19 protein-coding genes are annotated in these 25,725 nt (G+C 64.8%); 10 read left to right on the top strand and 9 right to left on the bottom strand.

Going from position 1 to position 25,725, the window contains the following annotated elements; genetic code table 11:
• Positions 1-154: 154 nt before the first annotated feature.
• Positions 155-427 carry an usg protein gene (locus tag FJ471_RS24105; RefSeq protein WP_140807231.1) on the bottom strand — a complete coding sequence of 91 codons (273 nt, stop codon included), beginning with the start codon at positions 425-427 and terminating at the stop codon, positions 155-157.
• A 309-nt stretch (positions 428-736) separates the two neighbouring features.
• Between FJ471_RS24105 and acs the strand changes: the two genes are divergently transcribed.
• Positions 737-2,692, top strand: a complete 1,956-nt coding sequence (gene acs, locus FJ471_RS24110; protein ID WP_140807232.1) for an acetate--CoA ligase — start codon at positions 737-739, stop codon at positions 2,690-2,692.
• Positions 2,692-3,468, top strand: a complete 777-nt coding sequence (locus FJ471_RS24115; RefSeq protein WP_140807233.1) for an MOSC domain-containing protein — start codon at positions 2,692-2,694, stop codon at positions 3,466-3,468. The genes acs and FJ471_RS24115 overlap by 1 nt, the downstream gene beginning before the upstream one ends.
• 152 nt (positions 3,469-3,620) lie before the next feature.
• Here the strand turns inward: FJ471_RS24115 and FJ471_RS24120 are convergent, their stop codons facing one another.
• The 3 genes from FJ471_RS24120 to FJ471_RS24130 all read right to left on the bottom strand — a co-directional run bounded on the left by FJ471_RS24120 (position 3,621) and on the right by FJ471_RS24130 (position 7,697).
• Complete coding sequence (locus FJ471_RS24120; protein ID WP_140807234.1) at positions 3,621-4,706, bottom strand: acyltransferase; 1,086 nt, start codon at positions 4,704-4,706, stop codon at positions 3,621-3,623.
• Between the two features lie 424 nt (positions 4,707-5,130).
• Positions 5,131-6,492, bottom strand: coding sequence for a pilus assembly protein (locus FJ471_RS24125; protein WP_140807235.1), 1,362 nt, complete (start codon positions 6,490-6,492; stop codon positions 5,131-5,133).
• A 335-nt stretch (positions 6,493-6,827) separates the two neighbouring features.
• Positions 6,828-7,697: a transglutaminase family protein gene (locus FJ471_RS24130; RefSeq protein WP_140807236.1), complete on the bottom strand. Its 870-nt coding sequence runs from the start codon at positions 7,695-7,697 to the stop codon at positions 6,828-6,830.
• Between the two features lie 268 nt (positions 7,698-7,965).
• Between FJ471_RS24130 and FJ471_RS24135 the strand changes: the two genes are divergently transcribed.
• Positions 7,966-8,631: an HAD-IA family hydrolase gene (locus FJ471_RS24135; RefSeq protein WP_140807237.1), complete on the top strand. Its 666-nt coding sequence runs from the start codon at positions 7,966-7,968 to the stop codon at positions 8,629-8,631.
• A gap of 372 nt (positions 8,632-9,003) precedes the next feature.
• Here FJ471_RS24135 and FJ471_RS24140 read toward each other — a convergent pair whose 3' ends face one another.
• Complete coding sequence (locus tag FJ471_RS24140) at positions 9,004-9,225, bottom strand: DUF1674 domain-containing protein (protein WP_140807238.1); 222 nt, start codon at positions 9,223-9,225, stop codon at positions 9,004-9,006.
• Between the two features lie 106 nt (positions 9,226-9,331).
• On the opposite strand from FJ471_RS24140, the gene htpX reads away from it, so the two are divergent.
• Both htpX and FJ471_RS24150 read left to right on the top strand, forming a co-directional pair.
• Complete coding sequence (htpX, locus tag FJ471_RS24145; protein ID WP_140807239.1) at positions 9,332-10,366, top strand: zinc metalloprotease HtpX; 1,035 nt, start codon at positions 9,332-9,334, stop codon at positions 10,364-10,366.
• Positions 10,363-11,739 (top strand): RsmB/NOP family class I SAM-dependent RNA methyltransferase, encoded by a 1,377-nt coding sequence (locus tag FJ471_RS24150; protein ID WP_246684817.1) that lies wholly within the window; start codon positions 10,363-10,365, stop codon positions 11,737-11,739. Before htpX ends, FJ471_RS24150 begins: the two co-directional genes overlap by 4 nt.
• 157 nt (positions 11,740-11,896) lie before the next feature.
• On the opposite strand, the gene FJ471_RS24155 is transcribed toward FJ471_RS24150, so the two are convergent.
• A complete protein-coding gene (locus tag FJ471_RS24155; RefSeq protein ID WP_140807241.1) occupies positions 11,897-12,832 on the bottom strand; it encodes a phytanoyl-CoA dioxygenase family protein in 936 nt (311 codons plus the stop codon).
• Positions 12,833-12,925: 93 nt separating this feature from the next.
• Here FJ471_RS24155 and FJ471_RS24160 point away from each other — a divergent pair, with 93 nt between their 5' ends.
• Both FJ471_RS24160 and FJ471_RS24165 read left to right on the top strand, forming a co-directional pair.
• A complete protein-coding gene (locus tag FJ471_RS24160; protein WP_140807242.1) occupies positions 12,926-13,750 on the top strand; it encodes an AraC family transcriptional regulator in 825 nt (274 codons plus the stop codon).
• A gap of 162 nt (positions 13,751-13,912) precedes the next feature.
• Positions 13,913-15,637 (top strand): heparinase II/III family protein, encoded by a 1,725-nt coding sequence (locus FJ471_RS24165; protein WP_140807243.1) that lies wholly within the window; start codon positions 13,913-13,915, stop codon positions 15,635-15,637.
• A gap of 6 nt (positions 15,638-15,643) precedes the next feature.
• Here the strand turns inward: FJ471_RS24165 and FJ471_RS24170 are convergent, their stop codons facing one another.
• The gene (locus FJ471_RS24170) at positions 15,644-15,952 is read right to left on the bottom strand and encodes an antibiotic biosynthesis monooxygenase (RefSeq protein WP_140807244.1); all 309 of its coding nucleotides are present in this window, start codon (positions 15,950-15,952) and stop codon (positions 15,644-15,646) included.
• Positions 15,953-16,131: 179 nt separating this feature from the next.
• Between FJ471_RS24170 and purH the strand changes: the two genes are divergently transcribed.
• Complete coding sequence (gene purH, locus FJ471_RS24175) at positions 16,132-17,748, top strand: bifunctional phosphoribosylaminoimidazolecarboxamide formyltransferase/IMP cyclohydrolase (protein ID WP_140807245.1); 1,617 nt, start codon at positions 16,132-16,134, stop codon at positions 17,746-17,748.
• Between the two features lie 419 nt (positions 17,749-18,167).
• Here purH and FJ471_RS24180 read toward each other — a convergent pair whose 3' ends face one another.
• Entirely contained in the window at positions 18,168-19,541 is a 1,374-nt protein-coding gene (locus FJ471_RS24180; RefSeq protein WP_140807246.1) for an MFS transporter, read from the bottom strand.
• Positions 19,542-19,803: 262 nt separating this feature from the next.
• A complete protein-coding gene (locus FJ471_RS24185; RefSeq protein ID WP_140807247.1) occupies positions 19,804-24,579 on the bottom strand; it encodes an NAD-glutamate dehydrogenase in 4,776 nt (1,591 codons plus the stop codon).
• A 128-nt stretch (positions 24,580-24,707) separates the two neighbouring features.
• Here FJ471_RS24185 and FJ471_RS24190 point away from each other — a divergent pair, with 128 nt between their 5' ends.
• Complete coding sequence (locus FJ471_RS24190) at positions 24,708-25,271, top strand: peroxidase-related enzyme (protein ID WP_140807248.1); 564 nt, start codon at positions 24,708-24,710, stop codon at positions 25,269-25,271.
• A gap of 122 nt (positions 25,272-25,393) precedes the next feature.
• Entirely contained in the window at positions 25,394-25,717 is a 324-nt protein-coding gene (locus FJ471_RS24195; protein WP_128257934.1) for a YciI family protein, read from the top strand.
• Positions 25,718-25,725 lie beyond the last annotated feature (8 nt).

Raw genomic sequence — 25,725 nt, forward strand, 5'->3', positions numbered from 1 at the left:
ACGGAGCAGAATTCTGGATCGTCGCAACGCTTCGAAGTCACGGAATGAATCCTCGGGTCTGCGCCGCGTCGCTTCGCTCCTTGCTTCGCCCGTGGATGACGAAGCGACGGGCGCTTCCGCCAAACATTCGACGTCCACAGAAACTTTGCGTCGCTCAGTGCAATACGAACTCCCCATCCACCTTGCGCCACTCGTTCGGCGCGATCAGCTTGTGATGCGTGTACGTCACCGAATGCAGCGGACCGTCGAGCTTGGTCTTCCAGAACTCGATGAAGCGGATCAGCACCGGGAACTTCGGCGCGATGTCGTAATCCTGCCAGATGTAGCTCTGTAAGAGATGCGGATGGTCCGGGAAGTGGTAGAGGATCTTGGCCGTGGTCAGCCCATAGCCCCTGAGCATCAGGTCCATTTCACAATGGTCTTGCATGGCAGCCCCCTTAGGATCGATCTCCTTTCCTTCCGATCTCCGATTCTGCGCCCAGTTGCTTAACTGTCTATTGATTTTTTCTGATCCTGTCCGGCTTTTCCTTCGCTAAAACAGTTGGTTAGCAGCGACATGCGGCGAGTGCTGTCAGCGGTTCACGCCTGCCCCTGCGTCATCCCGCCGCGCGAATCCAACGTCTAATATTGCCGTCACGGCGGAACTGTTAATAATGCCCGCGAATTCGCGGCCGCTTCGCCGCGATGCCGCCGGCGCTTCAAGCCGGCGGAATGGTTCCCGGAGGAAAGCTGAAAAATGTCCGATGTGCATGTCCACCGCGTCCAGCCGGCGTGGAAGAAGAACGCGTTGATCGACAACGACACCTATCTCAAATGGTATGCCGACAGCGTGAAGAACCCGGACAAGTTCTGGGGCAAGCACGGCAAGCGCATCGACTGGTTCAAGCCCTTCACCAAGGTCAAGAACACCTCCTTCGACGGCAAGGTCTCGATCAAGTGGTTCGAGGACGGCCAGACCAACGTCTCCTACAATTGCATCGACCGGCATTTGAAGAAGCGCGGCGACCAGACCGCCATCATCTGGGAAGGCGACAACCCCTATGACGACCGCAAGGTCACCTATAACGAGCTCTACGCGCATGTATGCCGCTTCGCCAATGTCTTGAAGAAGCATGGCGTCAAGAAGGGCGACCGCGTCACCCTCTACATGCCGATGATCCCGGAAGCCGCCTATGCGATGCTGGCCTGCACGCGGATCGGCGCGATCCATTCGGTGGTGTTCGGCGGCTTCTCGCCCGACGCGCTGGCCGGCCGCATCGACGACTGCAAGTCGACCATCGTCGTGACGGCCGACGAGGGCCTGCGCGGCGGCAAGCCGATCCCGCTCAAGGACAACACCGACAAGGCGATCGAGATCGCCGCCAGGGCCGGCACCAAGGTCGAGAAGGTCGTGGTCGTGCGCCGCACCGGCGGCAAGACCGGCTGGGTGTCGGGGCGCGACGTCTGGTACCACGACGAGGCGGCGACCGTTAAGGCCGACTGCAAGCCGGAGAAGATGAAGGCGGAAGACCCGCTGTTCATCCTCTACACTTCCGGCTCGACCGGCAAGCCGAAGGGCGTGCTGCACACCACCGCCGGCTATCTCGTTTTCGTCTCGATGACGCACCAATATGTCTTCGACTACCATGACGGCGACATCTACTGGTGCACGGCCGATGTCGGCTGGGTCACCGGCCACAGCTACATCGTCTACGGGCCCTTGGCCAACGGCGCCACGACGCTGATGTTCGAAGGCGTGCCGAACTATCCTTCGCAGTCGCGCTTCTGGGAAGTGATCGACAAGCACCAGGTCAACATCTTCTACACCGCGCCGACGGCGCTGCGCGCGCTGATGGGCGCCGGCGACAGCCATGTGAAGAAGACCTCGCGCAAGTCGCTGCGCGTGCTGGGTTCGGTCGGCGAACCGATCAACCCGGAGGCCTGGGAGTGGTATTACAACGTCGTTGGCAACGCCAAGGTGCCGATCGTCGACACCTGGTGGCAGACCGAGACCGGCGGCATCATGATCACGCCGCTGCCGGGCGCCACCGACCTCAAGGCAGGCTCCGCCACGCGGCCCTTCTTCGGCGTCCAGCCGCAGCTGGTCGACGGCGAAGGCAAGGTGCTGGAAGGCGCCACCGACGGCAATCTCTGCATCGCCGATTCCTGGCCCGGCCAGATGCGCACCGTCTATGGCGACCATGACCGCTTCGTGCAGACCTATTTCTCGACCTACAAGGGCAAGTACTTCACCGGCGACGGCTGCCGCCGCGACGCCGACGGCTATTACTGGATCACCGGCCGCGTCGACGACGTCATCAACGTCTCCGGCCACCGCATGGGAACGGCCGAGGTCGAATCGGCGCTGGTCAGCCATGACAAGGTCTCGGAGGCCGCCGTCGTCGGCTACCCGCACGACATCAAGGGCCAGGGCATCTATTGCTATGTCACGCTGATGGCCGGCTCCCAATCGAGCGAGGATCTGCGCAAGGAGCTGGTCGCGCATGTCCGCAAGGAGATCGGCGCGATCGCCACGCCCGACAAGATCCAGTTCGCGCCGGGCCTGCCCAAGACCCGTTCCGGTAAGATCATGCGGCGCATCCTGCGCAAGATCGCCGAGGACGATTTCGGCGCGCTCGGCGACACCTCGACGCTGGCCGATCCGGCCGTGGTCGACGACCTTGTCGCCAACCGGCAGAACAAGAAGGGCTGATGAGCGGCGGGGCGATCCTCGGCGCCGTCAGCCAGCTCTGGCGCTATCCGGCGAGTTCGCTCGCCGGCGAGCGGCTGGACGCCATCTCCGTCGGGCTGAAGACCGTCGACGGCGACCGGCTGTTCGGACTGGTCGATGCTTCCGACGGCGAGATCGCCAGACCCGACCGGGAGGCCAGATGGCACAAGGTGCCGCTGATCCGCACCCGGCTGAGCCAGCACAGGCGGCTCGAAGTGGCGGTGCCCGGCGGCGGCTGGCTGCCGGCGCCCGACCCTGAAAGCAACCGCGCCGTATCGGCCTTTCTCGGCTTCGACGCCGAAATCCGACCGTTCGGCGCTGAGAACGCGGCGCCCTCCTATGCCGGCCCGCTGACCGAGGCCCGCTATGCCAAGGCGCCGATCCATCTGCTCACCACCGCCTCGCTGTCCCGGCTGAAGGCGCTGCATCCCGAGGGCACGCCCGATCCGCGCCGCTTCCGGCCCAACATCGTCGTCGACATGGACACGGTCGAAGGCGCCTTCCCGGAAACGGAATGGATCGGCAGGAAGCTCGCGGTCGGCGATCTCGAGCTCACCGTCTCCGAGCCCTGCCGCCGCTGCGGCTTCACCATCATCGCCCAAGGCGGTTTCGGCGACGAACCCGGTTTCGACACCGATCCCGGCATCCTGCGCAACCTGGTGCGCCACAACGCCCACAATCTCGGCGTCTACTGCACGGTGGACAGGCCCGCGCGGATCGAGATCGGCGCGCCGATGCGATTTCTACCTGGTGGTTGAAAAATAGCCTGAGTGTGCCGACGCCCACGCATCGGCATGCGGGCCGCCGCGATCGTCAATCCATGGGCTCGGCACGCCGTTCCGAAGAATGGCCCCCTACCGCCAGATGGATGCCCATGGAGCCACTCTGCGCCCAGCCATTTCGAGGCAGATCAGTTTGCCGCTTCTGGCGCAGAGAGACGCCGCGAGCCGAAAGCTCCGAGGCTCGTTAAGCGGGTTCCCAGCATAATGCCAGGCACTTCGATAAACCGATAGCTGAGCGTGGCGAGGAAAATGCTCAGAGGAACGATCCCCGCAGAAATGATGAGCCCCGCTGTCACGGTATCGAGGGACCACAGCGCCTTCGGCAGCAGGTACGGCATGTAGAAGAACGGCACATTCCAAAGGTAGATGCCGAAGCTCACCTTCCCAAGAAATTGCGGGACCCGAGACACGAGCACAGGCGCCGTAGCCGCCTTGTCGTCATGGTAGAGCAGCGCCAAAAGGACAAAGCCGAGGGCCGCCGTCACCAGATCCATGCCACCCAGACATTGCCGAAGAAAGACGAAAGCCAAGACAACGGGCATCCAACCGACTGGCTTCGCCAACGATGCGGTGAAACGCCCGACCTGGCTCGGCACCAGGGTGCCCAGAATGAACAGATAGCCGAATTGGCCAAGCAGTGGAGCTACGAACATCTCCTGGTTCTTTCTCGCGATGACGGCCACGACCAACACCGCGAGCATGCCCCAGGCGCCCCAGTTCCGATGCGGTATGCTCACGATGAGCAGGAGTGGAATGGCAAGCATCTCGACCTGCAAGGTCCAGCTCGGGCCAACCACATCGAAGTTCCATAGTGCCATGTTGCCGGCGATGTCGCCCCACGAAAGGGCGGACGGAGTGACCGCAGCGGTCACGGCAACGCATGGAATCAAGCCGGGATAGATACGCAGAGCGCGCTTGATCGCAAAGGAAGCCGCAACCGACGGCCACCTGCCCTTGGCGGCATCCAACGACCGAATCAGAACGCAGCCGCTCAGTAAAAAGAACAACTCCACGGCCGCTGCGCCGTTGAAGGCCGAGAGCCAGGCCTTCGCCCAAACATCGCTGGCATCCACGTCCCAGAATGTCTTTGGCAGCACGCGCTGAATGAGCCCGTGATCGAACAGCAATATCGCATGGTATACGATGACCGCGAGCGCGGCGTAGGCTCGAAGTCCGTCAAGTGCCAGTAAACGTTGCTTCGGCCCACCCCCCATTATTCCGTCTGTACAGCCAACATTCCTCGTCTTCAATTCCCCAAAACATCAGCGCCTCACCGAGAATCGTGCCCCATCGACAACCGGAATGCCGAGCGCCTGGTTGAACGGAAGAAGCCTGCAGGAACGCCGTAATGCCGGCCCCTTGTCTTTTGCTGCGGCGCACCCCATCATTGTGGTGTGTTCAACGAACTGAAAGGAGGTGATCCGATGTCGAGTGATTTCGTTTCCTATAACGTGAGCTCAGCGGATTGCACTTCCGGGAAGCAGTCTTCCCGTTAAGGCGCGAGACGCGCGGCAGGTAGCCCGGAGGGGCTGCCGCCAGAAGCCGCGTCATGGACGGAAACACGGAAGGCCGCCGGCTTCGCAAGAAGCGGCGGCCTTTTCCTTTTGAGATCGATGCTGCAGCTCAGCGGCTTGGCCGCTATTTGGTCACCGTAAGGTTGTCGATGTTGCGCACGATATCCTGAAACGCCTGGTCGAGCTCGGCGCCATTGGCGGCCTGGTAGAAATGCTTGCTATTGCTTGTGTCCGGGCTGGCGCAGGATTGCAGCGTCGACTTGGCGTTCTTCTCCGTAAGCGCGAAGCCGATGGTGAAGATCTCGATGCCCTGGTCGCGCATGGCCGCGCAGAGCGTCGTCGCAGCGGTACGTGTCTGCACCTTGCCGGCGTCGTTGTAGACCTGGCTCGGGTCGCTGGCGTCGAAATAGGACAGATTGAATTCGCCATCGGTCATCAGGATCACGTATTTCGCGACCTGCTTCGGATCCATTCTGGCCGGCCGTTGCGAGGCCTTCATGACGCCGCCCCAGTTTTCCGACAGCATGTACCAGGCCCACTGCACGCCGATATGGCCCGCAGTGCCGCCGGAGGCATCGAGGTTCTTGATGACATTGTTGAGGGCCGAGGCATCCGTGGTCAGCGGCTGTATTGTCGCGACGGGACAGGCTCGTGTGCGGGTGTCCCTGGCGAAGCCGGACAAATAGAGATCGCGGTTGACCATGCTCACATCCGGACCGGCATCCGAATATTGATAGGCGCCCTTCCGCTCGGTCGCGCAGGTATCCGGGCGCGGCGAGGCCGAGACATATTTTGGATCGTCATTGCCCGGCGCCTGCTTGCGCTCGCTGGCGTTGGTCTCGACAAAGACCGTGCTTGCGGCGAGCGACCCGACATTGACCGAATTAGCATAAGGCACGATCGCCACCCGCACGCGCGGATTGGCGGCGTTCTGGCCGGCGAGGAAAGAATCGACCGCGTTGCCCGCCGCCGTCCTCAGGTCCTTGATCTTCTGGCCCGCCATCGAACCGGTGACGTCGAGCATCATTGCCACCTCGACCGTCTTGTCCGAATAGAGCGCGGTAGTCGAGGACTTGACCCGTTGCATGTCGCCGATGCTGAAGACGGGGAAGTAAAGGCTGACATCGGTGTGCACATCCGCCCGTACCGTGCTGGCCGTCCTGTCGACCGTGAGCTTGTCCAGCACGATCCGGTTGGCTTGCAGGATGCCGGCCGCGCTGTTGGCGTCGAGGAATGCCTGCACCGTCTTGTTGGCGTCCGCTTCGGTGATGACGCCGAGGGTGAGATCGCGGGCCGTCGAGGTCACAGCGGCGTCGACGACGCCCTGCAAGCTCGATTTCGCATTGTAGAGCTGCGAGATATTGACCGCGAATCCCACCCCCAGCGCGAGCACCGATGCGGCAACTCCGAACAGGACCGCGAAATTTCCTTCGCGATTGCGGGTAAAGCCGTCCACCCCACGAACGACACCTCTGAACTGCCGCATCCCTTCCGCCTCCACTGTTTGCGGCACCGTGCCGCTCGACAAAGGCGTTGCAGGATTTCGGCCAGACCCGGCCGGCGACCGGCGAAAGACGCTTAACGGCAGGTTAATCCATTGTTTTTGCTGGATTTCGGCAAATCCTAGAGTGAACGGGAAGTAAACAAAAATACGCCGGCCAAGCGACCTTCATGAAGCGCTTACCATGATCTCCAAACCCGTCGCGGTCGTTCTCGCTTCGGCACAGTTCGACCTGTGCCGAAGCGGGTCAGCGGCAGCCATGAAACAGGCGCGGCGCAGGGTCTGTCGAGATTGAGGTCAGGCCGGCATCGCCCCGAACATCAAAGGAGCATCTGCGCGCTGGCCGTCCGATCGACGCCGTGGTGCGGAGGGTTGAAGCGGTGGCCTTCCTGCTCGTAGGTCCAGACCTTGAACAGGCTGAGCTGGTGCGCGCCGAAACTATGCAGCAGCGGCACGTCGGTGGCGTCGCGGCCGCGCGCGATGACGACCCGGCCGATGCGTGGCCGGTTGTGGCGCGGATCGAACGTGTACCACCTGCCGTCGAGGAAGACTTCCATCCAGGCCGAAAAGTCCATCGGCGCCGGATCGGCCGGCACGCCGATATCGCCGAGATAGCCGTTCACGTAGCGGGCCGGAATGTTGATGCATCGGCAGAGCGCGATCGCCAGATGCGCGAAGTCGCGGCAGACGCCGACCCGCTCCTCATGCGCCTGGGCCGCCGTGCGCGTGGCGCGCGCATAGCCGTAGCCGAAGGAAAGCCGGCTGTTGACATAGTCGACGATTGCCTGGACGCGCGCCCAGCCGGGCGGCAGATGGCCGAAAAGCTGCCAGGCGATGTTGCTGAGATGGTCGGTCTCGCAGTAACGGCTGCCGAGCAGATAGACCAGCACGTCGTCGGGCAATTCCGCCACCGGCGTTTCGCGCGCCAGCGTATTGACCTCGTCGGTCTCTCCGTTGTCCTCGATCGCTGCATCGTAGAGGATGCGGAAGCTGCCGGCGGGCGCCGTGAAGCGGCGGCAGATATTGCCGTGGTGGTCGCGATAGGTCCGGGTCGGCACCGAAGGCGAGGTCAGAACCCGCGTCTGCCGCTTGATATCGGCATGCCGCTCGGGATGGATGTCGAGAAGCGAGATGATCGGCGTCGCCGCCGCGCATTCGATGGCGATTTCATAGCCGAGCCGGATCAGCATCGCATGCCCCCTTTGGTGATTTTGGAAAGACTGCCTGTTCAACGCCGCGAGCCGGGGCTGGTTCCAGCGCCGAGTCGAAATGGCGGCGTCTGGAGCAATTCAGGAAAAATGCGCGGCGGTTTTCCGTCCGCAATTGCATAAAACCAAGGAGTGAGGGCAGGTCAGCGTTCTATCGACGCTGACCTGTTCCCTTCTCAGGCGGTCCTGCCCGGTCTAAACTGCACTTTGCGTTTCGCCCCTCCCCGAAAACGATTCTCCAGGACATCCGATGTTTGCAGGCTCAAAATTCGCCGCCTTCCTGTTCGATATGGACGGCACGGTGCTCAACTCGATCGCCGCGGCGGAACGAGTCTGGACGGCATGGGCAAACCGGCATGGCCTTGATGTGGCGGCTTTCCTGCCGACGATCCATGGCAGGCGCGCGCGCGAGACGATCGCCGCGCTGAAGCTTCCGGGTGTCGATCCCCTGGCGGAGGCGGATCTGCTGCTCAAGGCCGAAGCAGACGATCTCGAAGGCATCGTCCCGATCCCCGGCGCCGTCGCATTCCTGGAATCGCTGCCGGCGGAGCGCTGGGCGATCGTCACCTCGGCGCCGCGCGAGCTGGCGCTGCTGCGCATCAAGGCGGCCGGCATTCCGGTTCCTGCCATGATGGTGACCGCGGAAGACGTGACCCATGGCAAGCCGGCGCCGGACTGCTTCCTTCTGGCGGCAAGGCGTCTCGGCGTCGAGGCGCGCGACTGCCTGGTCTTCGAGGATGCGCCGGCGGGCATCGCGGCGGGCGAGGCTTCCGGCGCGTCGGTGATGGTGATCAGCGCCACGCACGTTCACCCGCTCGTCACGCCGCACCCGGCAATCGGTTCCTATGACGAGATCGGCATTGCGGTCGACGATACAGGTTTCATCGCGTTGTCGCCGACACGGGCTGCAGCCTAGTCCCTCGTACAAGGATTTTGACGGATTGCAGGCTTGTCGGCGGGTGAGATTTTCACCGTTCGTCTCGCTAAATCAGCCGAACCATCGAGATTGGCAGAAGCTTACGAGCTTCGTCATCCACGGGTGGAGCGACACGCAGCGGAGCGCAGACCCGAGGATCCATTCCGTGACCTTGGCCGAGGAATGCAGCGGAGCAGAATTCTGCACCGTGGCAACGCCTCAACGTCACGGAATGGATCCTATGGTCTGCGCGCGTCGCTTCGCCCCTTGCTCCGCCATAGGATGACGAAGCGATGGGCCTTCGACCAATCGTCAACGCATGCAATCTGGATGACTACTATTCGGCAGATTTCGCTCGCAAACCAGTTCTTGTCAGAAATCGCTGGTGAGGCCCTTCACCTCCCAGTCGCCGTAGCGGCCAGGTTCCTTGCCGCCGCGGCCGCCGATTTCCTTCGGCAATTGCGCTTCCGCCGCTCGATACTTTTGACGACGCGCTTCAGCCTCTGCCAACGCCCGCTGCGCTTCGGGCGTCAGCGTCTTTTGCGGCGCGTCGGTCGCTGCAGCAGCTTCGGTTTTGCCTGGCTCTTCGATCATGCGATAAGTCCTTGCCGATTGAAACGGGAGCGACCGTTTCCCATCATATAGCCATGAAACCGAGAGGATCGACTCCTATTCGCCCCGACCATAGACGGATGAAACGATGAACACGCTTCGCACCGCCATGCTTCTTGCCGCGATGACGGCGCTGTTCATGGGCGTCGGCTATCTGATCGGCGGCTCGGGCGGCATGGTCATCGCGCTTCTGATCGCCGCCGGCACCAATCTGTTCAGCTATTGGAACGCCGACAAGATGGTGCTGTCGATGAACCGCGCCGTCGAGGTCGACGAGAAGAACGCGCCCGAATATTACGCGATCGTCCAGGCGCTGGCTAAGCAGGCCGGGCTGCCCATGCCGAAGACCTATCTGATCCACAACCCGCAGCCCAACGCCTTCGCCACCGGCCGCAATCCCGAGAATGCCGCCGTGGCGGCGTCCACGGGCCTGCTCCAGCGCCTCTCCCACGAGGAGGTCGCGGCGGTGATGGCGCATGAGCTCGCCCATGTGCAGCATCGCGACACGTTGACAATGACGATCGTCGCAACGCTTGCCGGCGCGATCTCGATGCTTGGCAATTTCGCTTTCTTCCTCGGCGGCAGCCGCAACAACAACAATCCCTTCGGCTTCGTCGGCGTTCTGCTGGCGATGATCGTCGCGCCCTTCGCCGCGATGATCGTGCAGATGGCGGTGAGCCGCACCCGCGAATACGAAGCCGATCGGCGCGGCGCCGAGATCTGCGGCAATCCGTTGTGGCTGGCGTCAGCGCTCAACAAGATCGCGCGCGGGGCCGAGCAAATCCCGAATGAGGATGCCGAGCGCAATCCGGCGATGGCGCATCTTTTCATCATCAATCCCTTGCATGGCGAGCGCATGGACAGCCTGTTTTCGACCCATCCGAGCACCGAGAACCGCATCGCGGCGCTGCAGGAGATGGCGCGCGGGATGGGTGGCACCGCGCCCGCCAATCGGCGCGAGGCTTCTCCGCCACCCCTCCAGCCCGAGGAGCCGTCAGCGGGGCCATGGGGTAAGCCGGCAGACCAGGCCCCGCAGGCAAGGCCTGCGCCACCAAAGCCCAATCCCTGGGGCCGCAACCCGACCGGGCCGCGCAATGTCCGGTCGAAAGGCCCCTGGTCGTGACGCCGCCGAGGCCCGGACATTCGGGCAATCCGCAACGCAAGACCGATGACGAGAATGTCGCCGGCCTTGCCGCGCGCAAGGCGGCGGCGCGCCTGCTTGCCGCCGTCATCGACGCCCGCACACCGCTTGACGGGTTGACCGACAACGAGCACGGCCACCCGCAATATAAGGCGCTGGACGGCCGCGACCGCGCGCTGGTGCGCGCCATCCTGGTCACAGCGCTGCGCCATCGCATGACCATTGCCGGGCTGCTGTCGAAGCGGCTGGAAAAGCCGCTGCCGGCCAACGCCACGGCGCTTTCGCATATCCTCAATGTCGCCGCCGCGCAGATCCTGTTCCTCGACGTTCCCGACAGCGCCGCCGTCGACCTTGCCGTCACCCACGCCAAGTCCGATCCGCGCACGACGCGTTTTTCCGGCCTCGTCAACGGCGTGCTGCGTTCGCTGGCGCGCGCCAAGGAAGCCGAGCTTGCCCCCGCGCTTGCCGCGACCGGCGAGGCGCCGCAATGGTTCTCCGAGCGGCTGACCGCCGCCTACGGAGCCGACAAGGCGCGCGCCATCCTTGCCGCGCATCGCCACGAGGCGCCGGTCGATTTCACCGTCAAGGCCGATCCCGCGCTCTGGGCCGAGCGTTTTGGCGGCATCGTGTTGCCGACCGGCACGGTGCGTGTCGAAAAGCTCCCCGCCAATGTCACCGACCTGCCCGGTTTCGCCGACGGTGCCTGGTGGGTGCAGGACGCAGCCGCAAGCCTGCCGGCGCGCCTGTTCGGCGACATAAGTGGACAGCGCGTCGCCGACCTGTGCGCCGCGCCCGGCGGCAAGACGGCGCAGCTTATCCTCGCCGGCGCCGAGGTCACCGCGGTCGACACCTCGAAGAACCGGCTGGCGCGGCTGAAGCAGAATCTCGACCGCCTCGGCCTGACCGCCGAACTCGTCCAGACCGACCTCCTGGATTACCGGCCGGCGCAATTGTTCGACGCCGTGCTGCTCGACGCGCCCTGCTCCTCGACCGGCACCGTGCGGCGCCACCCCGACGTGCCCTGGACCAAGACCATGGCCGACGTCGAAAAGCTCGCCGACCTCCAGCGCCGGCTGCTTGCCCATGCCGTCGGTCTCGTCAGGCCCGGCGGCCGCATGGTCTTTTCCAACTGCTCGCTCGACCCTATCGAGGGCGAGGAGCTCTATCGCAATCTCCTCGCTGGCAACCCTGGCGTCGCCGCCGACCCGATCCAGCCAGGCGAATTTGCCGCCGTCGATCCGTTCCTGACCCCCGAAGGCACGCTGCGCACCACGCCGGCGGACCTTCCGCTCGGATCACCCGGGGTATCGGGCCTGGACGGCTTCTTCGCCGCACGGATGCGGCGCGAAATCTAGCGTGTGACGGGCCGCTCAGGATGTGTCGAGATTCAGGTCAGGCTGAGCCGAGAGTGGCGGTTTCCGAGAACCGAAGCGGAGCGTACTCAAGTACGTGAGCACCGGAAGCGCAGGAAATCGCTGCTCGCAGCCAGCCTCACCTGAATATCGATACATCCTAAAGCATATCGTCGAGGCTCCAGTGGCTCCCCCAGCGGGCGTCGATCTCGTCGTCGACATTCTGGTAGCGGATGTCCGTCGACAGCCGGATCAAGCCATGGACACTCCGGTTGGTGGTGGAGGCGTGGATCATGTAGGGCGAGTGCAGCACGACGTCGCCCGCCTCGTAATCCGCCATGAGCCAGCGTGTATCGAACCGCTCGGCCATCGCGGGCAGGTCCTTCGACACCCAGCCGCCTTCGCTCATGTTGCGGTTGTAGGCGCTGATGCGCTCCTCCGGGTCGAGCCCGGCATTGTCGCTGCCGAAGCGGGCCTCCATCGCGGCGCCGACGGCGTGCGATCCCTCCAGGTAGATCAGCCCGCCCATGTCGATGGACGTGTCGCCGATCGGGATCCAGGCCGTCACCACGCGGCTTGTGCCGCCGCGCAGATAGACGAGGTCGTAATGCGCCGGCGTGGCGGTCGTCGTTCCGGGCATGGTGAAGCGCATGATCTTTCGTCTGTGCAGATAGGACAGGCCTTCCACGAAGGCATCCATCAGGCGCGACAGGCGGGGCTGCGCGCAAAAGCCTTCATAGGCGGCCGAACGGACCAGGGATATCAGCCGGCGATCGGCGAGCTGGCGATCGAACGCGCCGGTGGAGGCCATGCCCAGCGAAGCGGCGGTCCCCGGCTTCAGCAACCCGCTGTGGGCGAGCTGCGAGAGCGCGAAGCCGCGGAAATCGATCACGTCGCGGCGCGGCAAAAGCCCCTTCAGCCAGACATAGCCCTGCGTCGCATAGAGATGGCGAATGGCCTCGATGCCGACCGAGGGATCGGTCGGCGAGAGATGACCCAGCCTGTCCGGCGCCGTGGACAGCGCTTTGCCGTTGGCCGTCAGGGCAACCGTGGACACATCATTCGCGGAAACGCCCCCGAGGGAAGATATCGACATTTCAATCATCCGGCGTTCTACAATTTCTCCGGACAATGGCTTAGCTTCCCGGCACCTCCCATGGACAGAAATTTCAGCCTGGACTTTTCTATCATGCCGGCTTCGTCCTATGCGCTGTATCGATCGCCGCCGGCCGCCATGGGCGGGCTGTCGGTCAGGGGAATAGGCCGGCATCGCGTCAGCCGGGCCATCGTCAGGCGAAAGCTGCCGGATTTTGCGGTTGTCCTGGTTGAGGAAGGCCGGGGCTGGCTGGAGACCGGGGCGGCAGGCAGGCAGGCGATCGTCGCGCCCAGCCTTTTCTGGCTGTTCCCGGACATGGCCCATTCCTATGGACCCGACGACCCAGGCTGGAGCGAGCGCTGGGCGCTTTTCGGCGGCTCGCTCACGCGCGACTTCACCCGCATGCGGCTCATCGTCGAGCAGGCGCCTGTCGTCTCCTTGTCCGACCTCGGCGGCATGCGCCTTCTCTTCGACCGGCTCCATGCCGAGCTCTCCCCCGACACGCCGCTAGGCCAGGCGGAGGCCGCCGCCACCCTGTATCGGCTGGTCGTGCAGGCTGCCCGGCAGGACGCGGGCCGAAGCGGCGGCGACGCCCATCCGGACTTGCGCGGCGCCATCGACGATCTGCGCGACCAGGCTTGCGAGCCGATCGACTTCAACGCGCTTGCCTCGAGGTTCGGCATGTCGCCGGCGACGTTGCGGCGCAGGTTCGCGCTGCATACCGGGCTATCGCCGAAGGCATTCCAATTGCGTATTCGGCTCGACCTCGCCGAGCAGCTGCTGGCGGCGACCGATTCGCCCGTCGAGGCGGTCGCGCAGGCCGTGGGCTTTACCGATGCCTTCTACTTTTCCCGGCTTTTCCGGAGCCGGGAGGATTGTTCGCCGAGCGAGTTCCGCCGCCGCCACAGGAGGGTATAGGCCGCGCCATCGCCGGCGGTATGCCTTGGAAACCCCTGACTTTTTTAGGGACGGCCCCGGGGAAAGCGGCGTGAAGCGGTTCACTTCGGCGAAATCAGCCTTCGCATAAGTTCTTGAATCGCATAAGCTTGTGCTTGGGTTATGGGGACATCAGGAGGGCTATTGGCACTTGTTGCCGGCAGCACGACGCGTCTTTGGACGCTTGTCGCGAGGGAGTTCTGGCGCAAAACGCGCCGGCGCCTCCGCGCCGGCCCGGTCTATCGCTGGCGCTATTCCGGCCGCACGCCCGAACGTGTCCTGATCGCGCCGCCGGATCTGCGGCTCGCCGATCCGCAGATCGCGCTGGAGATCTATTACGGCCGCTACCCGCTGTCCGGCCATCTGGTCGAGACCGGCGGCACCTCGCCCTTCCAGCTCGACGTGCCCAATCGCGGCTGGCAGAAATCGCTGCATGGCTTCCGCTGGCTGCGCCATATGCGCGCCACCGGCACGGAGCTCGCCGCCGCCAACGCCAGGGCCCTGGTGACCGACTGGATCGCCATGCACGGCAACCAGATCTCAGGCATCGCCTGGGAGCCGGGCACGACGGCCAAGCGGGTGATCGCCTGGCTGCAGCATTCCTCGGTGGTGCTGCAAGGCGCCGAATTCCCTTTCTACCGCGCCTTCCTCAAATCGCTCGCCGTGCAGATCCGTTACCTGCGCTCGATGGCGCGCGAGATGCCGGAAGGCGAAGCCAGGCTGCGCGCCCGCATCGCGCTCGCCTTCGCCGCGCTGTCCTTGCCGGCTCCGGCGTCGGCGCTGCGCGCCGCGACACGCAACCTTGCCGAGGAGCTGGAGCATCAGATCCTGCCCGATGGCGGCCATATCTCGCGCAAGCCGATGGCGGTGCTGGAACTGCTGGCCGACCTTCTGCCGCTGCGTCAGACTTATGCCAACCAGGCCGAGGCGCCGCCGGCGGCCCTGATCGGCGCCATCGACCGCATGTTGCCGGCGCTGCGCTTCTTCCGCCACCAGGACGGCAGCCTCGCCCGCTTCAACGGCATGGGCGCCACCATCCACGACCGCATCGCCACCATCATGCGCCATGACGACACGGTGGGCGCGCCGCTGCTGCACGCGCCGCATTCCGGCTACGAGCGCCTGTCGATGGGCGGCGTGACGGTGATCGCCGACGCCGGCCTTCCGCCGCCGATCGACGTCTCCAACGCAGCCCATGCCGGCTGCCTCGCCTTCGAGCTTTCCTCCGGGCGCCAGCACTTCATCGTCAATGCCGGCATCGACACTTACGGCGCCCCGGAATTTCGGCCGCTGGCGCGCGCCACCGCCGCGCATTCGACCGCCACGCTCAACGACACATCGTCGGCGCGCTTCAGCCACTCGCTGCGTGTCAGCGACCTTTTGGGATCGCCGCTGATCGGCGGCCCGCAGCATGTGCCCTGCAAGCGCCTCGACCAGAAGGGCATGCAGGGCTTCGTCGCGCGCCATGACGGCTATGTCCAGCAATTCGGTTTCCTGCATGAGCGCGAGCTGAAGCTCGGCACGAACGGCAACGTGCTTGCCGGCCGCGACCGTTTCCTGCGCCCGGGCAATGCCGCGATCCGCAACAATGGCCGCGACTTCGTCACGGTGCGCTTCCACGTCCATCCCGACATCAGCCTGCTGCAGGACGACCACGACCGCCTGACGCTCGCCGCCGCGCAGGGCGACACCTGGGTCTTCACCTGCGCAGAAGTGGTGCCGGAGGTCGAGGAATCGATCTATTTCGCCGGCCTGGGCGGCCCGCGCCGCAGCCGGCAGATCGTGCTTGCCTTCAAGGCCTCGGAGGTTGCCGAGGTCCACTGGCAGCTGACCCGCACCAATATCGCCGGCTTTCCCGAAAACAACTGAACGCGCTCAGTTCCGCCTCGGAACACCAAACGCTTCATAGGTCGTGAGCGACGGCGGCTCGGCGAAGGAAAAGCGTATCTTGTCGACCATCGCCGCGGCCTGGCCGCTTCGGTCGTAGCGCTCCGCATCCTCGGCGGTGTCCCAGACGGTGATTGCCATGAAGGCCTCGCGGTCCTGATGCTGCTGCATGAGCACGGCGCTGACATTGCCGGTGGCGGCACGAATGGCGGGGATGGCTTCGGCCTCATAGATCAAGCGCAACTTATCCGCCTGGTCCGGCAGGGACTTGAACTGACCGACACGAACGAATGCCACGACTTGATCCTCCATCGATGGGTGAGTTTATAGCCGCGGACGACGATAGCGCTTCGGCAGGATTTCACTTTTTCGGGAACGCGGCCAGTAGCCGGAGAGGATTCGTCGCGCTTGATTTCCGGGCCTCATGTGCTACGGCCCGCGCAAGACCTCCAATCGCCTTGAAAGGCCACCCGCCCATGGCTGTGCCAACCAAGAACATTCCGGCGCCCGATCTTGTTCCGGTGCGCCGCGCGCTGCTTTCCGTCTTCGACAAGACCGGTCTTATCGACTTTGCCAGGGCGCTCGCCGCTGCCGGCGTCGAGCTGGTTTCGACCGGCGGCACGGCAAAGGCCCTCGCCGAGGCCGGCCTGGCGGTGCGCGACGTCTCCGAGCTCACCGGCTTTCCCGAGATCATGGACGGCCGGGTGAAGACCTTGCATCCGTCGGTGCATGGCGCGCTGCTCGGCATCCGCGACGATGCCGATCACGCCAAGGCCATGCGCGACCATCACATCGAGCCGATCGACCTCCTCGTCTCAAACCTCTATCCGTTCGAGGAGGTTCGCCGCTCCGGCGCCGGCTATGCCTCGATCGTCGAGAACATCGACATCGGCGGACCGGCGATGATCCGCGCCTCGGCCAAGAACCACGCTTACGTCGCCATCGTCACCGATCCGGCCGACTATGCTTCCGTCATCAACGCGCTGGAGATGAATCTCGGCTCGCTGTCGCTGGATTTCCGCAAGAAGCTGGCGGCCAAGGCCTTTGCCCGCACCGCTACCTACGACGCGGCGATTTCGGGCTGGTTCGCCGAAGCGCTGGAGATCGAGCACCCGACCTGGCGCGCTTTCGGCGGCCGCCTCGACCAGGTGATGCGCTATGGCGAGAACCCGCATCAGGGCGCCGGCTTCTATCTGTCGGGCGACAAGCGGGCGGGGGTGGCGACGGCGAAGCAATTGCAGGGCAAGCAGCTCTCCTACAACAACATCAATGACACCGACGCCGCCTTCGAGTTGGTCGGCGAGTTCGACCCCGCTCGCTCGGCGGCGATCGCCATCATCAAGCACGCCAACCCCTGTGGCGTGGCCGAAGGTTCCTCGCTAAAGGCAGCCTACGCCAAGGCGCTGGCCTGCGACCCGGTCTCGGCCTTCGGCGGCATCGTCGCCATGAACCGCATCCTCGACGCCGAGGCGGCCGAGGAGATCGTCAAGACCTTCACCGAGGTGATCATCGCGCCCGACGCTACCGACGACGCAGCCGCGATCGTCGCCGCGAAGAAGAACCTGCGCCTGCTGGTCACCGGCGGGCTACCTGATCCGCGCGCCGCCGGCACAACGGTTAAGTCGGTAGCCGGAGGCCTGCTCGTGCAGGGTCGCGACAACGCGGTGGTCGACGACCTCGAATTGAAGGTGGTGACCAAGCGCGCGCCGACGCCGGCCGAGATGGCCGACCTGAAATTCGCCTTCCGCGTCGCCAAGCATGTGAAATCCAACGCCATCGTCTACGCGAAAGGCGGTGCCACCGTCGGCATCGGCGCCGGCCAGATGAGCCGCGTCGATTCCTCGCGCATCGCCGCCCGCAAGGCGCTCGACGCGGCGGAAGCAGCGGGCCTCGCCGAGCCGCAGACCAAGGGCTCCGTCGTCGCCTCGGACGCCTTCTTCCCCTTCGCCGATGGGCTATTGTCGGGGATCGAGGCCGGCGCCACGGCCGTCATCCAGCCCGGCGGCTCGATGCGCGACGAGGACGTCATCGCCGCCGCCGACGAGCACGGCATCGCGATGGTGTTCACGGGCGTACGGCACTTCAGGCATTAGCGCCTCTTCCCCTTCTCCCCTTGTGGGGTCCGAAGGACGGGGCGAGACCCGTGGCTCGCCCCTGGGTGGTGGATCGGCGCGATAGCGCCGAGACGGATGAGGGGTGTTCCAGCGGAGTGAGACGCTGGCGATGCAGTCCTTGGACGAACTGTTTGCCAAGCTGGAGCATCCCTCATCCGGCCGCTTCGCGGCCACCTTCTCCCACAAGGGGCCTGTTGCATAATTCCGAAGGCGCAAAGCCGCTTGGAAAGGTGCGGAACGGATTTCTAAGAAGTGGCTTTGATGGCCTGAGAAATGAACCGAGTTTCTTGCTAGACAGTCCTGTCCGAAACCACATTCTCGTGACGCCTGGCTCTTTTGACGTCCAAATGCCTTGGGTTGAATTATGCAACAGGCCCACAAGGGAGAAGGGAAGAGCCCTAACGCTTGTCCGCCGGATAGGGCGTCCCGACCAGGATCGCCATGCCGATGCCGAGGAACAGGATGATTGCCGCCATGCCGAGCCGCGGCGAATCGCTGAGGGTGGTTATGGTTGCCACCATGAACGGCGCCAGGAAGCTGGTCGCCCGTCCCGCCAACGCATAGATGCCGAAATAGCGGCCGGACTCGGCGGCGGTGACGCTGCGCGCCATGTAGGAGCGCGACGATGCCTGCACCGGGCCGAAAGCCAGCCCGATCAGCAAGCCGTACAGAATGTAGGCTTTCTCGGCCGCGGTGCCGAACAGGCCGCCGGAATCCGCGGTTGAGAGCGGGATCAGGCCGAGCAGCGTGAAGCCGGGGCCGGTCGAGACGACACCGATGGTGGCGACCGACAGCATCACCAGCGCGATCATCACCACATGCTTCGAACCGAGCGCGGTATCGAGCCGCGCCGCGATCCAGCAGCCGAAAATGGCGACGATGTTGAGGATGATGCCGAACAGGCCGATCTCGGTGATCGACCAGTGGAACATGCCGGCCGCGAACGTGCCGCCGAGCGCCAAGAGCGCGTTGACGCCGTCCTGGTAGATCATGCGGGCCAGCAGGAAGCGCAGGATGCCGCTGCGCTGGCGCACCTCGGCAAGCGTCGACTTCAACTCGGACAGGCCCTCGCGCACCGCCGGCCCGATCGGGATTCCCTTGCTGGCGTCCGGCGTGAAGAAGAACATCGGCAGGATGAACAGGAAATACCAGCCGGCCGACATCGGCCCGGTGAAGCGCGCGTCCTCGCCGAGCTTCGGGTCCAGCCCGAACAGCGGGTCGATCCCGATGAGCGTCTTGCCGGTTTCGAGATTGCCGGCCAGGAACAGGACGACGAAGATCAGCGCGATCATGCCGCCGAGATAACCGAGCCCCCAGGCCATGTTGGAGATCCGGCCGATCTCCGCCTTCGGCACCAGCCGCGGCATCATGGAATCGTTGAACACGGTGGAGAATTCCGCCGCCACCGAAGCCAGCGAGAACAACAGCACGACCAGGAACAGGTTCGAGCCGGGCGCCGCAAACCACAAAAGCGTAAGGCTGACGATCTTGATCGTCGCGAAGAAGGCGATCCATGGCTTGCGCGGCCCGGTCTGGTCGGCGATCGAGCCGAGCACCGGCGAGAGCACCGCGATGACCAGCCCGGCAGCGGCGATGCCGTAGCCCCAGGCGGCCTGTCCGGCGGTCGGGTCGCTCGCCATGCGCGAGACGAAATAGGGCCCGAAGATGAAGGTGGTGACGACGGTGAAGAAAGGCTGCGCCGCCCAGTCGAAGAACATCCAGCCCCAGATGCCGCGCCCCGATGCCCGCTGCACTGTCTCTACTGCCGCCATGCTGATTCCCTCGACCCGCCCGCGTCGGGCGCCATGTCTGCATGTTTTCAGGCAGCGATGCAAATGAACAAGCAGCGCCGTTCGGGTTCCTCGCCCCACGCAGTGGGGAGAGGTGGCTCGGCGAAGCCGAGACGGAGAGGGGAATGCGCCGGCCTATGACAGGTTGATCCTTTGAAGAAGGGCTCCGTCCTACGAAAATCGCTCTCCGCCTCGCTGCGCTTGGCACCTCTCCCCACTGCGTGGGGCGAGGAACCAGCCTTGTTCACATCCCCGTCAGGTCGCTCATCAGGCCCGATGCCACCGAGAGCCGCGACACGGTGATATCGCCGCCCTCGGTCAGCGCCTGCAGCCGCTCGCGGATGCGCGCGACGCGCTCGCCGCCGGCCTCCAGCCAGGCCGCGACCGGATCCGCCGCCGTGCCGTGCGCGGTGAGCGCCGCCACCGCGATGCCGCGACGCGCCACGCCGATCGTGTCGGTGGCGCGCGACAGCGCCAGCTGGTCGTAATAGTCGGGCGGCATGATCGAGCGCGCCGCTTCCTCGACGCGCGGGATGCGGAAGGCATCGCTGACCGCGAAGAAGGCCTTGGCGGCGCTGACGATGTCGGCATTGGCCGTGCGCGCGGTGAGCGCGACGTCCGGGATCAGCTCGGCCACCTCGGCCAAAGCGAGCTTCTCGGCGAGCTTTTCCGGCGCGCCGCCCTTGAACAGGCCATGCCGCCGCTCCTCGATGCGCTCACGCGAGAAGGCCGGCAGCAGCGACGTCAGCTCCGGCTCGAGCGTCTTGCGGGCTTCCTGCAACTCGGCGATGCGCTGTCCCAGAGGCGCGGAACCCGCTTCGTTCTTCAAGTACCAGCCGCTGGTCACAAAGATAAGCCGGCTAATCGCCTGGTAGAGATCGAGCTGGATCTGGCCGTCGATCTGGTTGTCGAGCGCGTCGATCTCCTTGTAGAGCGCGGGCAGCGCGAAGCCGTCGCGGACCATGGCGAAGGTGCGCACGACATCGGCCGCGGTGCGGCCGGTGGATTCCTGCAGCCGGTTGACGAAGGACGGACCGCCGCGATTGACCAGGTCGTTGGCGACGACGCGCGCGATGATCTCGCGGCGCAGCCGGTGGTCGCGGATCTCGCCGGCGAACTTCTTTGCCATGCGTTCCGGGAAATAGCCCATGAGGTCGCGGTCGAAATGCTGCTCGTCCGGCACGTCGCTGGCGACGATGTCGGAGAACAGCACGATCTTGGCATAGGCGAGCAGCACGCCGAGCTCGGCCCTGGTCAGCGGTTCGCCGCGCGCCTCGCGTTCGGCAAGTGCCGCCGGCGAGGGCAGCGTTTCGACCGCCCTGTCGAGCAGGCCACGCGCCTCCAGCGCCGTCATAAAACGCGCCTGGTGCGCGATGTCGGCGAGCCCGCGCTTACGGGCCAGCGATAGCGCCAGCGTCTGCTGGTAGTTGTTGGAGAGCACCAGGACGCTGACCTCGTCGGTCATCTCGGCGAGCAGCTTGTTGCGCGCCGGCCTCATCAGCGAGCCTTTGCGCATCGCGGACGCCAGCGCGATCTTGATGTTGACCTCGACGTCGGAGCAGTTGACGCCGCCCGAATTGTCGATGGCGTCCGAATTGCAGCGGCCGCCATTCAAGCCGAACTCGATGCGCGCTCGCTGCGTGACGCCGAGATTGGCGCCCTCGCCGATGACCTTGGCGCGCACGTCGAGCGCGGTGACGCGGATCGCGTCGTTGGCGCGGTCGCCGACATCCGCGTTGCTTTCGCCCGAAGCCCGCACATAGGTGCCGATGCCGCCGAACCACAGCAGGTCGACCGGCGCCTTGAGGATGGCGTTCATGATCTCGACCGGCGTCGCCGTCGTCTTGGTGAGGCCTATCGCGGTCGCCGCCGCCTGCGGCAGCGTGATCGATTTCTGGTTGCGCGAGGCGATGATACCGCCTTCCGACAGTTTCGACTTGTCGTAGTCCTGCCAGGACGAGCGCGGCAGCGCGAACATGCGCACCCGCTCGGTCATCGAGGCCGCCATGTCCGGATCGGGATCGATGAAGATATCGCGATGGTCGAAGGCTGCGATCAGCCTGGTCTGCGGCGACAACAGCATGCCGTTGCCGAACACGTCGCCCGACATGTCGCCGACGCCGACCACGGTGAAGGGCGAGGACTGGATGTCGCGGTTGATCTCGCGGAAATGCCGTTTCACCGCTTCCCAGGCGCCCTTGGCGGTGATGCCCATCTTCTTGTGGTCGTAGCCGGCCGAGCCGCCGCTGGCGAAGGCGTCGTCCAGCCAGAAATGGTGCTTCTCGGAAATGGCGTTGGCGGTGTCGGAAAAGGTCGCCGTGCCCTTGTCGGCGGCGACGACGAAATACGGGTCGTCAGGATCGCGCCGCACCACGCCGGCCGGCGGAATGATGCCGTCGACGCCGATGTTGTCGGTGATCGAGAGCAGGCTGGAGACGAAGTTCTTGTAGGCCGAGGTGCCGGCTTCGAAAATGGCGTCGCGCCCGGCGCTCATCGGCAGCTTCTTCGGATAGAAGCCGCCCTTGGCGCCGACCGGCACGATGACGGCGTTCTTGACCTGCTGGGCCTTGACCAGGCCGAGCACCTCGGTGCGGTAGTCCTGGGCGCGGTCCGACCAGCGCAGGCCGCCGCGCGCCACCGGGCCGAAGCGCAGATGCACGCCCTCGACCTCGGAGCCGTAGACGAAGATTTCGCGCCATGGCCGCGGCGCCGGCAGTCCCTCGACCGCCTGCGAGTCGAGCTTGATCGCCAGCGACTGCCTCTTCACTTTCGTATCGGCTACGAAATGATTGGTGCGCAGCGAGGCTTCGATGAGGTTGAGATAGCGGCGGATGATGGTGTCGTCGTCGATGTTGGGCACCTCCTCCAGCGCGTCCTTGATCTTGGCCTTGAGGTGCTTGGCCGCGACCGTTCCGTCGCCTTCCGCCGCCGGCCCGAGCCGGGCGACGAACAGCGCGTGCAGGCCGCGCGCGATGTCGGGATAGCGGTTGAGCGCCGCGGCGATGAAATCCTGGCTCTGCGGGATGCCGGCCTGCTGCAAATAGCGGCCATAGGCGCGCAGGATGGTGATCTCGCCCGACCACAGGCCGGCGGTCTGGGCCAGGCCGTTATAGCCGTCATTGTCGACGTCGCCGCGCCATACCGAGAGAAACGCGTCCTCAAACAGCGCGCCGCCGTCGGCGAGGTCTATTCGCGCGCCGTAGCTGTTCTCCAGCTCCATATCGTGGATGAACACCCGGTCACCGGGACCGTCGCCGACCTCGAAAGTGCGCTCGCTGATGACGCGGAAGCCGATATTCTCCAACACCGGCACGCGCCGCGACAGCGCCACCGGACTGCCGAAGTGATAGATCTTCAGCGCCGCCTGCTCCGGCTTCTGGTCGGCATGGCGGTAATAGTCGATGGCGATCGGATTGTCGGCGCCGATCTTCGCGATGCGCCCGGCATCGGCCAGCGCCACGGCGGCCGAGAAGGAGTCGCGATAGCTTTCGGGGAACCGCGCCGCGATCGCCTTCAGCGCCGGATCGCTGCCGGCCGCCTCCGCGGCTTCGGAGAGCGCGTCCTCCCAGGTGCGCACGATGTCGCGGATCGCCGCCTCGAGTGTCGACTGCTCGATTTTCGGCGTCTTGCCGCCGGAACGGCCGATGATGAAGTGAATGCGCGCCAGTCCGCCTTCCGGGAAGGCGGGGTAATAGGCCGACAGCCGGCCCTCGAACACGGTTTTCAGATAGGTGCCGATCTTCTCGCGCACGACGCTGTCATAGCGGTCGCGCGGCACGAACACGATGATCGAGACGAAGCGGTCGAACTGATCGACGCGCACCAGCGCCCGCACGCGTGGCCGCTCGATCAGCCCGAGGATGGCGAGGGCATGTTTGCGCAGGATCGGCACCGGCACCTGGAACAGCTCGTCGCGCGGATAGCTCTCCAGGACGTTGATCAGGGCCTTGCCGGAATGATCGTGCGGATCGAAGCCGGATTTCGAGATCACGGCCTCGGCCTTCGAGCGCAGATAGGGGATCTTCATCACCGAGCGCGTGTAGGCGGTCGAGGTGAACAGGCCGACGATACGCAGCTCGCCCGCCAGCGCGCCTTTCGACGTGTAGGTCTTGATGCCGATGTAATCGAGATAGATGCGGCGATGCACCGACGACTTGGCGTTGGCCTTGGTGACGATCAGCGGCTCCGGCCCATGCAGGAAGGCACGGATCTCCGGCGTCGTCGTCACCGCCTCGGTGCCGCGTCTCAGCACCAGCACGTCCGGGTCCGACAGGATACCCATGCCGGGTTTTTCGGCGCGCTCCAGCGAGCCGCTTTCCTCGCCGCCGGTATATTTGAACTCGCGCATGCCGAGGAAGGTGAAATTGTCGTCGCGCAGCCATTCGAGGAAGGCGATCGCCTCGGCGACGCTCTTCTTGTCGAGCGGCACCGCCGAATAGCGGAATTCGGAAATCGCCTGGTCGAGGCGGGCGAGCATCCGCTTCCAGTCGACGACGGCGGCGCGGACCTGGGAAAGCATCTTGCGCAGCCGCTCGGTGAGGCTTGCCGCCTGGTCGGCGGTCAGCCGCGGGATGTGGACATGGACGACGCTCAGCCGGTCGCGCTCGTCATCCTCCTTGCCGCCATCGCCGAGAACCTCGACGACGCCGGCTTTGCCGTGGCGAACCGTGACGATCGGGTGGGTGACCAGCGTCGGCTCGCCGCTGATCTCGGTGATCTCGCCCAGGATCGAATCGAACAGGAACGGCATGTTGTCGTTGACGACGGTGATGACCGTGACCGGCCGGCCCTCGCAGGCAACGCCCGAACCCGCCTCGACGGCGACGACGCTTTCGCCCTTCCTGTGGCTGGCGACCGCTTTGGCGGCGAGCTCGCCGGCGCGTTCGAGGTCGGCCACGTCATAGGCCGCGATATCCTCGGCAGGCGCCCGTGCGAGCAGATAGTCGGCAAGCCTTGCGGGTTTCTCGTCCGCTTTCGCGGCGGCAGCTTTCTTCTTCGGCTTGGATTTCACGCTGGCCATGACGCTTATTGCCTCCCGTCGTATGCTTTTGCGACTATCGTAGCAGATGAGCGCCGTTTCGCGACAAAGGTTTGACGACACATTAAGAAATTCGAGCCGACGCCGTTGCCTTGCAAGGAGAACGACCCATGACCGACAGGATTACCGCGCTCGACCTCGTCCAGGCGGAGCTCAGCGAGGCGACGAAAGCCTATTTCGACAAATGCCGGGATAAGCTCGGCCTCGTGCCCAACGTGCTCCTCGCCTACGCCTTCGACGAGAAGAAGCTGCGCGCCTTCACCGACATGTACAACGATCTGATGCTGGGTGAGTCCGGCCTGTCGAAGCTGGAGCGCGAGACGATCGCCGTGGTCGTCTCCTCGATCAACCACTGCTTCTATTGCCTGACCGCGCATGGCGCAGCCGTGCGCCAGCTGTCGGGCGAGCCGGCGCTCGGCGAGATGATGGTGATGAATTTCCGCGCCGCCGATCTGTCGGACCGACAGCGCGCCATGCTCGAATTCGCGGTCAAGCTGACCGAAGAGCCGGCCAAAATCGTCGAGGCCGACCGCGCCGCCCTGCGCCAGGCCGGTTTTTCAGACCGCGACATCTGGGACATCGCCTCGACCGCCGCCTTCTTCAACATGTCGAACCGGGTGGCCGCCGCGGTCGACATGCGGCCAAACCCCGAATACCACGCCATGGCGCGATAGCGGCCGCTGGCCTTATATTAGCAATATCGAATTTTTCGTTGCTCATCCCGCCATTTGGTTGGATGATCAAGATTGCGGCGTGGCCTCATGCCGGTTCGACGCCGCCGACAAGGGAGGAGAACATGGCGAAATTTCTCTATGTCTATCACGGCTCCGGCAAGATGCCGACCGACGAAGCCGAGCGCAAAGCGGCTATGGATGCCTGGACCGGCTGGTATGACAAGCTCGGCTCGGCCGTCGTCGATGGCGGCAATCCGGTCGGCATGTCAAAGACGGTGCTGCCGAGCGGCAGGATCGAGAACAATGGCGGCAGCAATCCGACCGCGGGTTACACCGTCGTCGAAGCCAGGGACATCGATGACGCCGTCGCCAAGGCCAAGGACTGCCCGATCCTGATGGACCCTGCCTTCAGCGTCGAGATCGCGCCGATCATCGAGATGATGTAGCGCTTAAA

The sequence above is a fragment of the Mesorhizobium sp. B2-7-1 genome (assembly GCF_006440735.1).
Classification (GTDB): Bacteria; Pseudomonadota; Alphaproteobacteria; order Rhizobiales; family Rhizobiaceae; genus Mesorhizobium.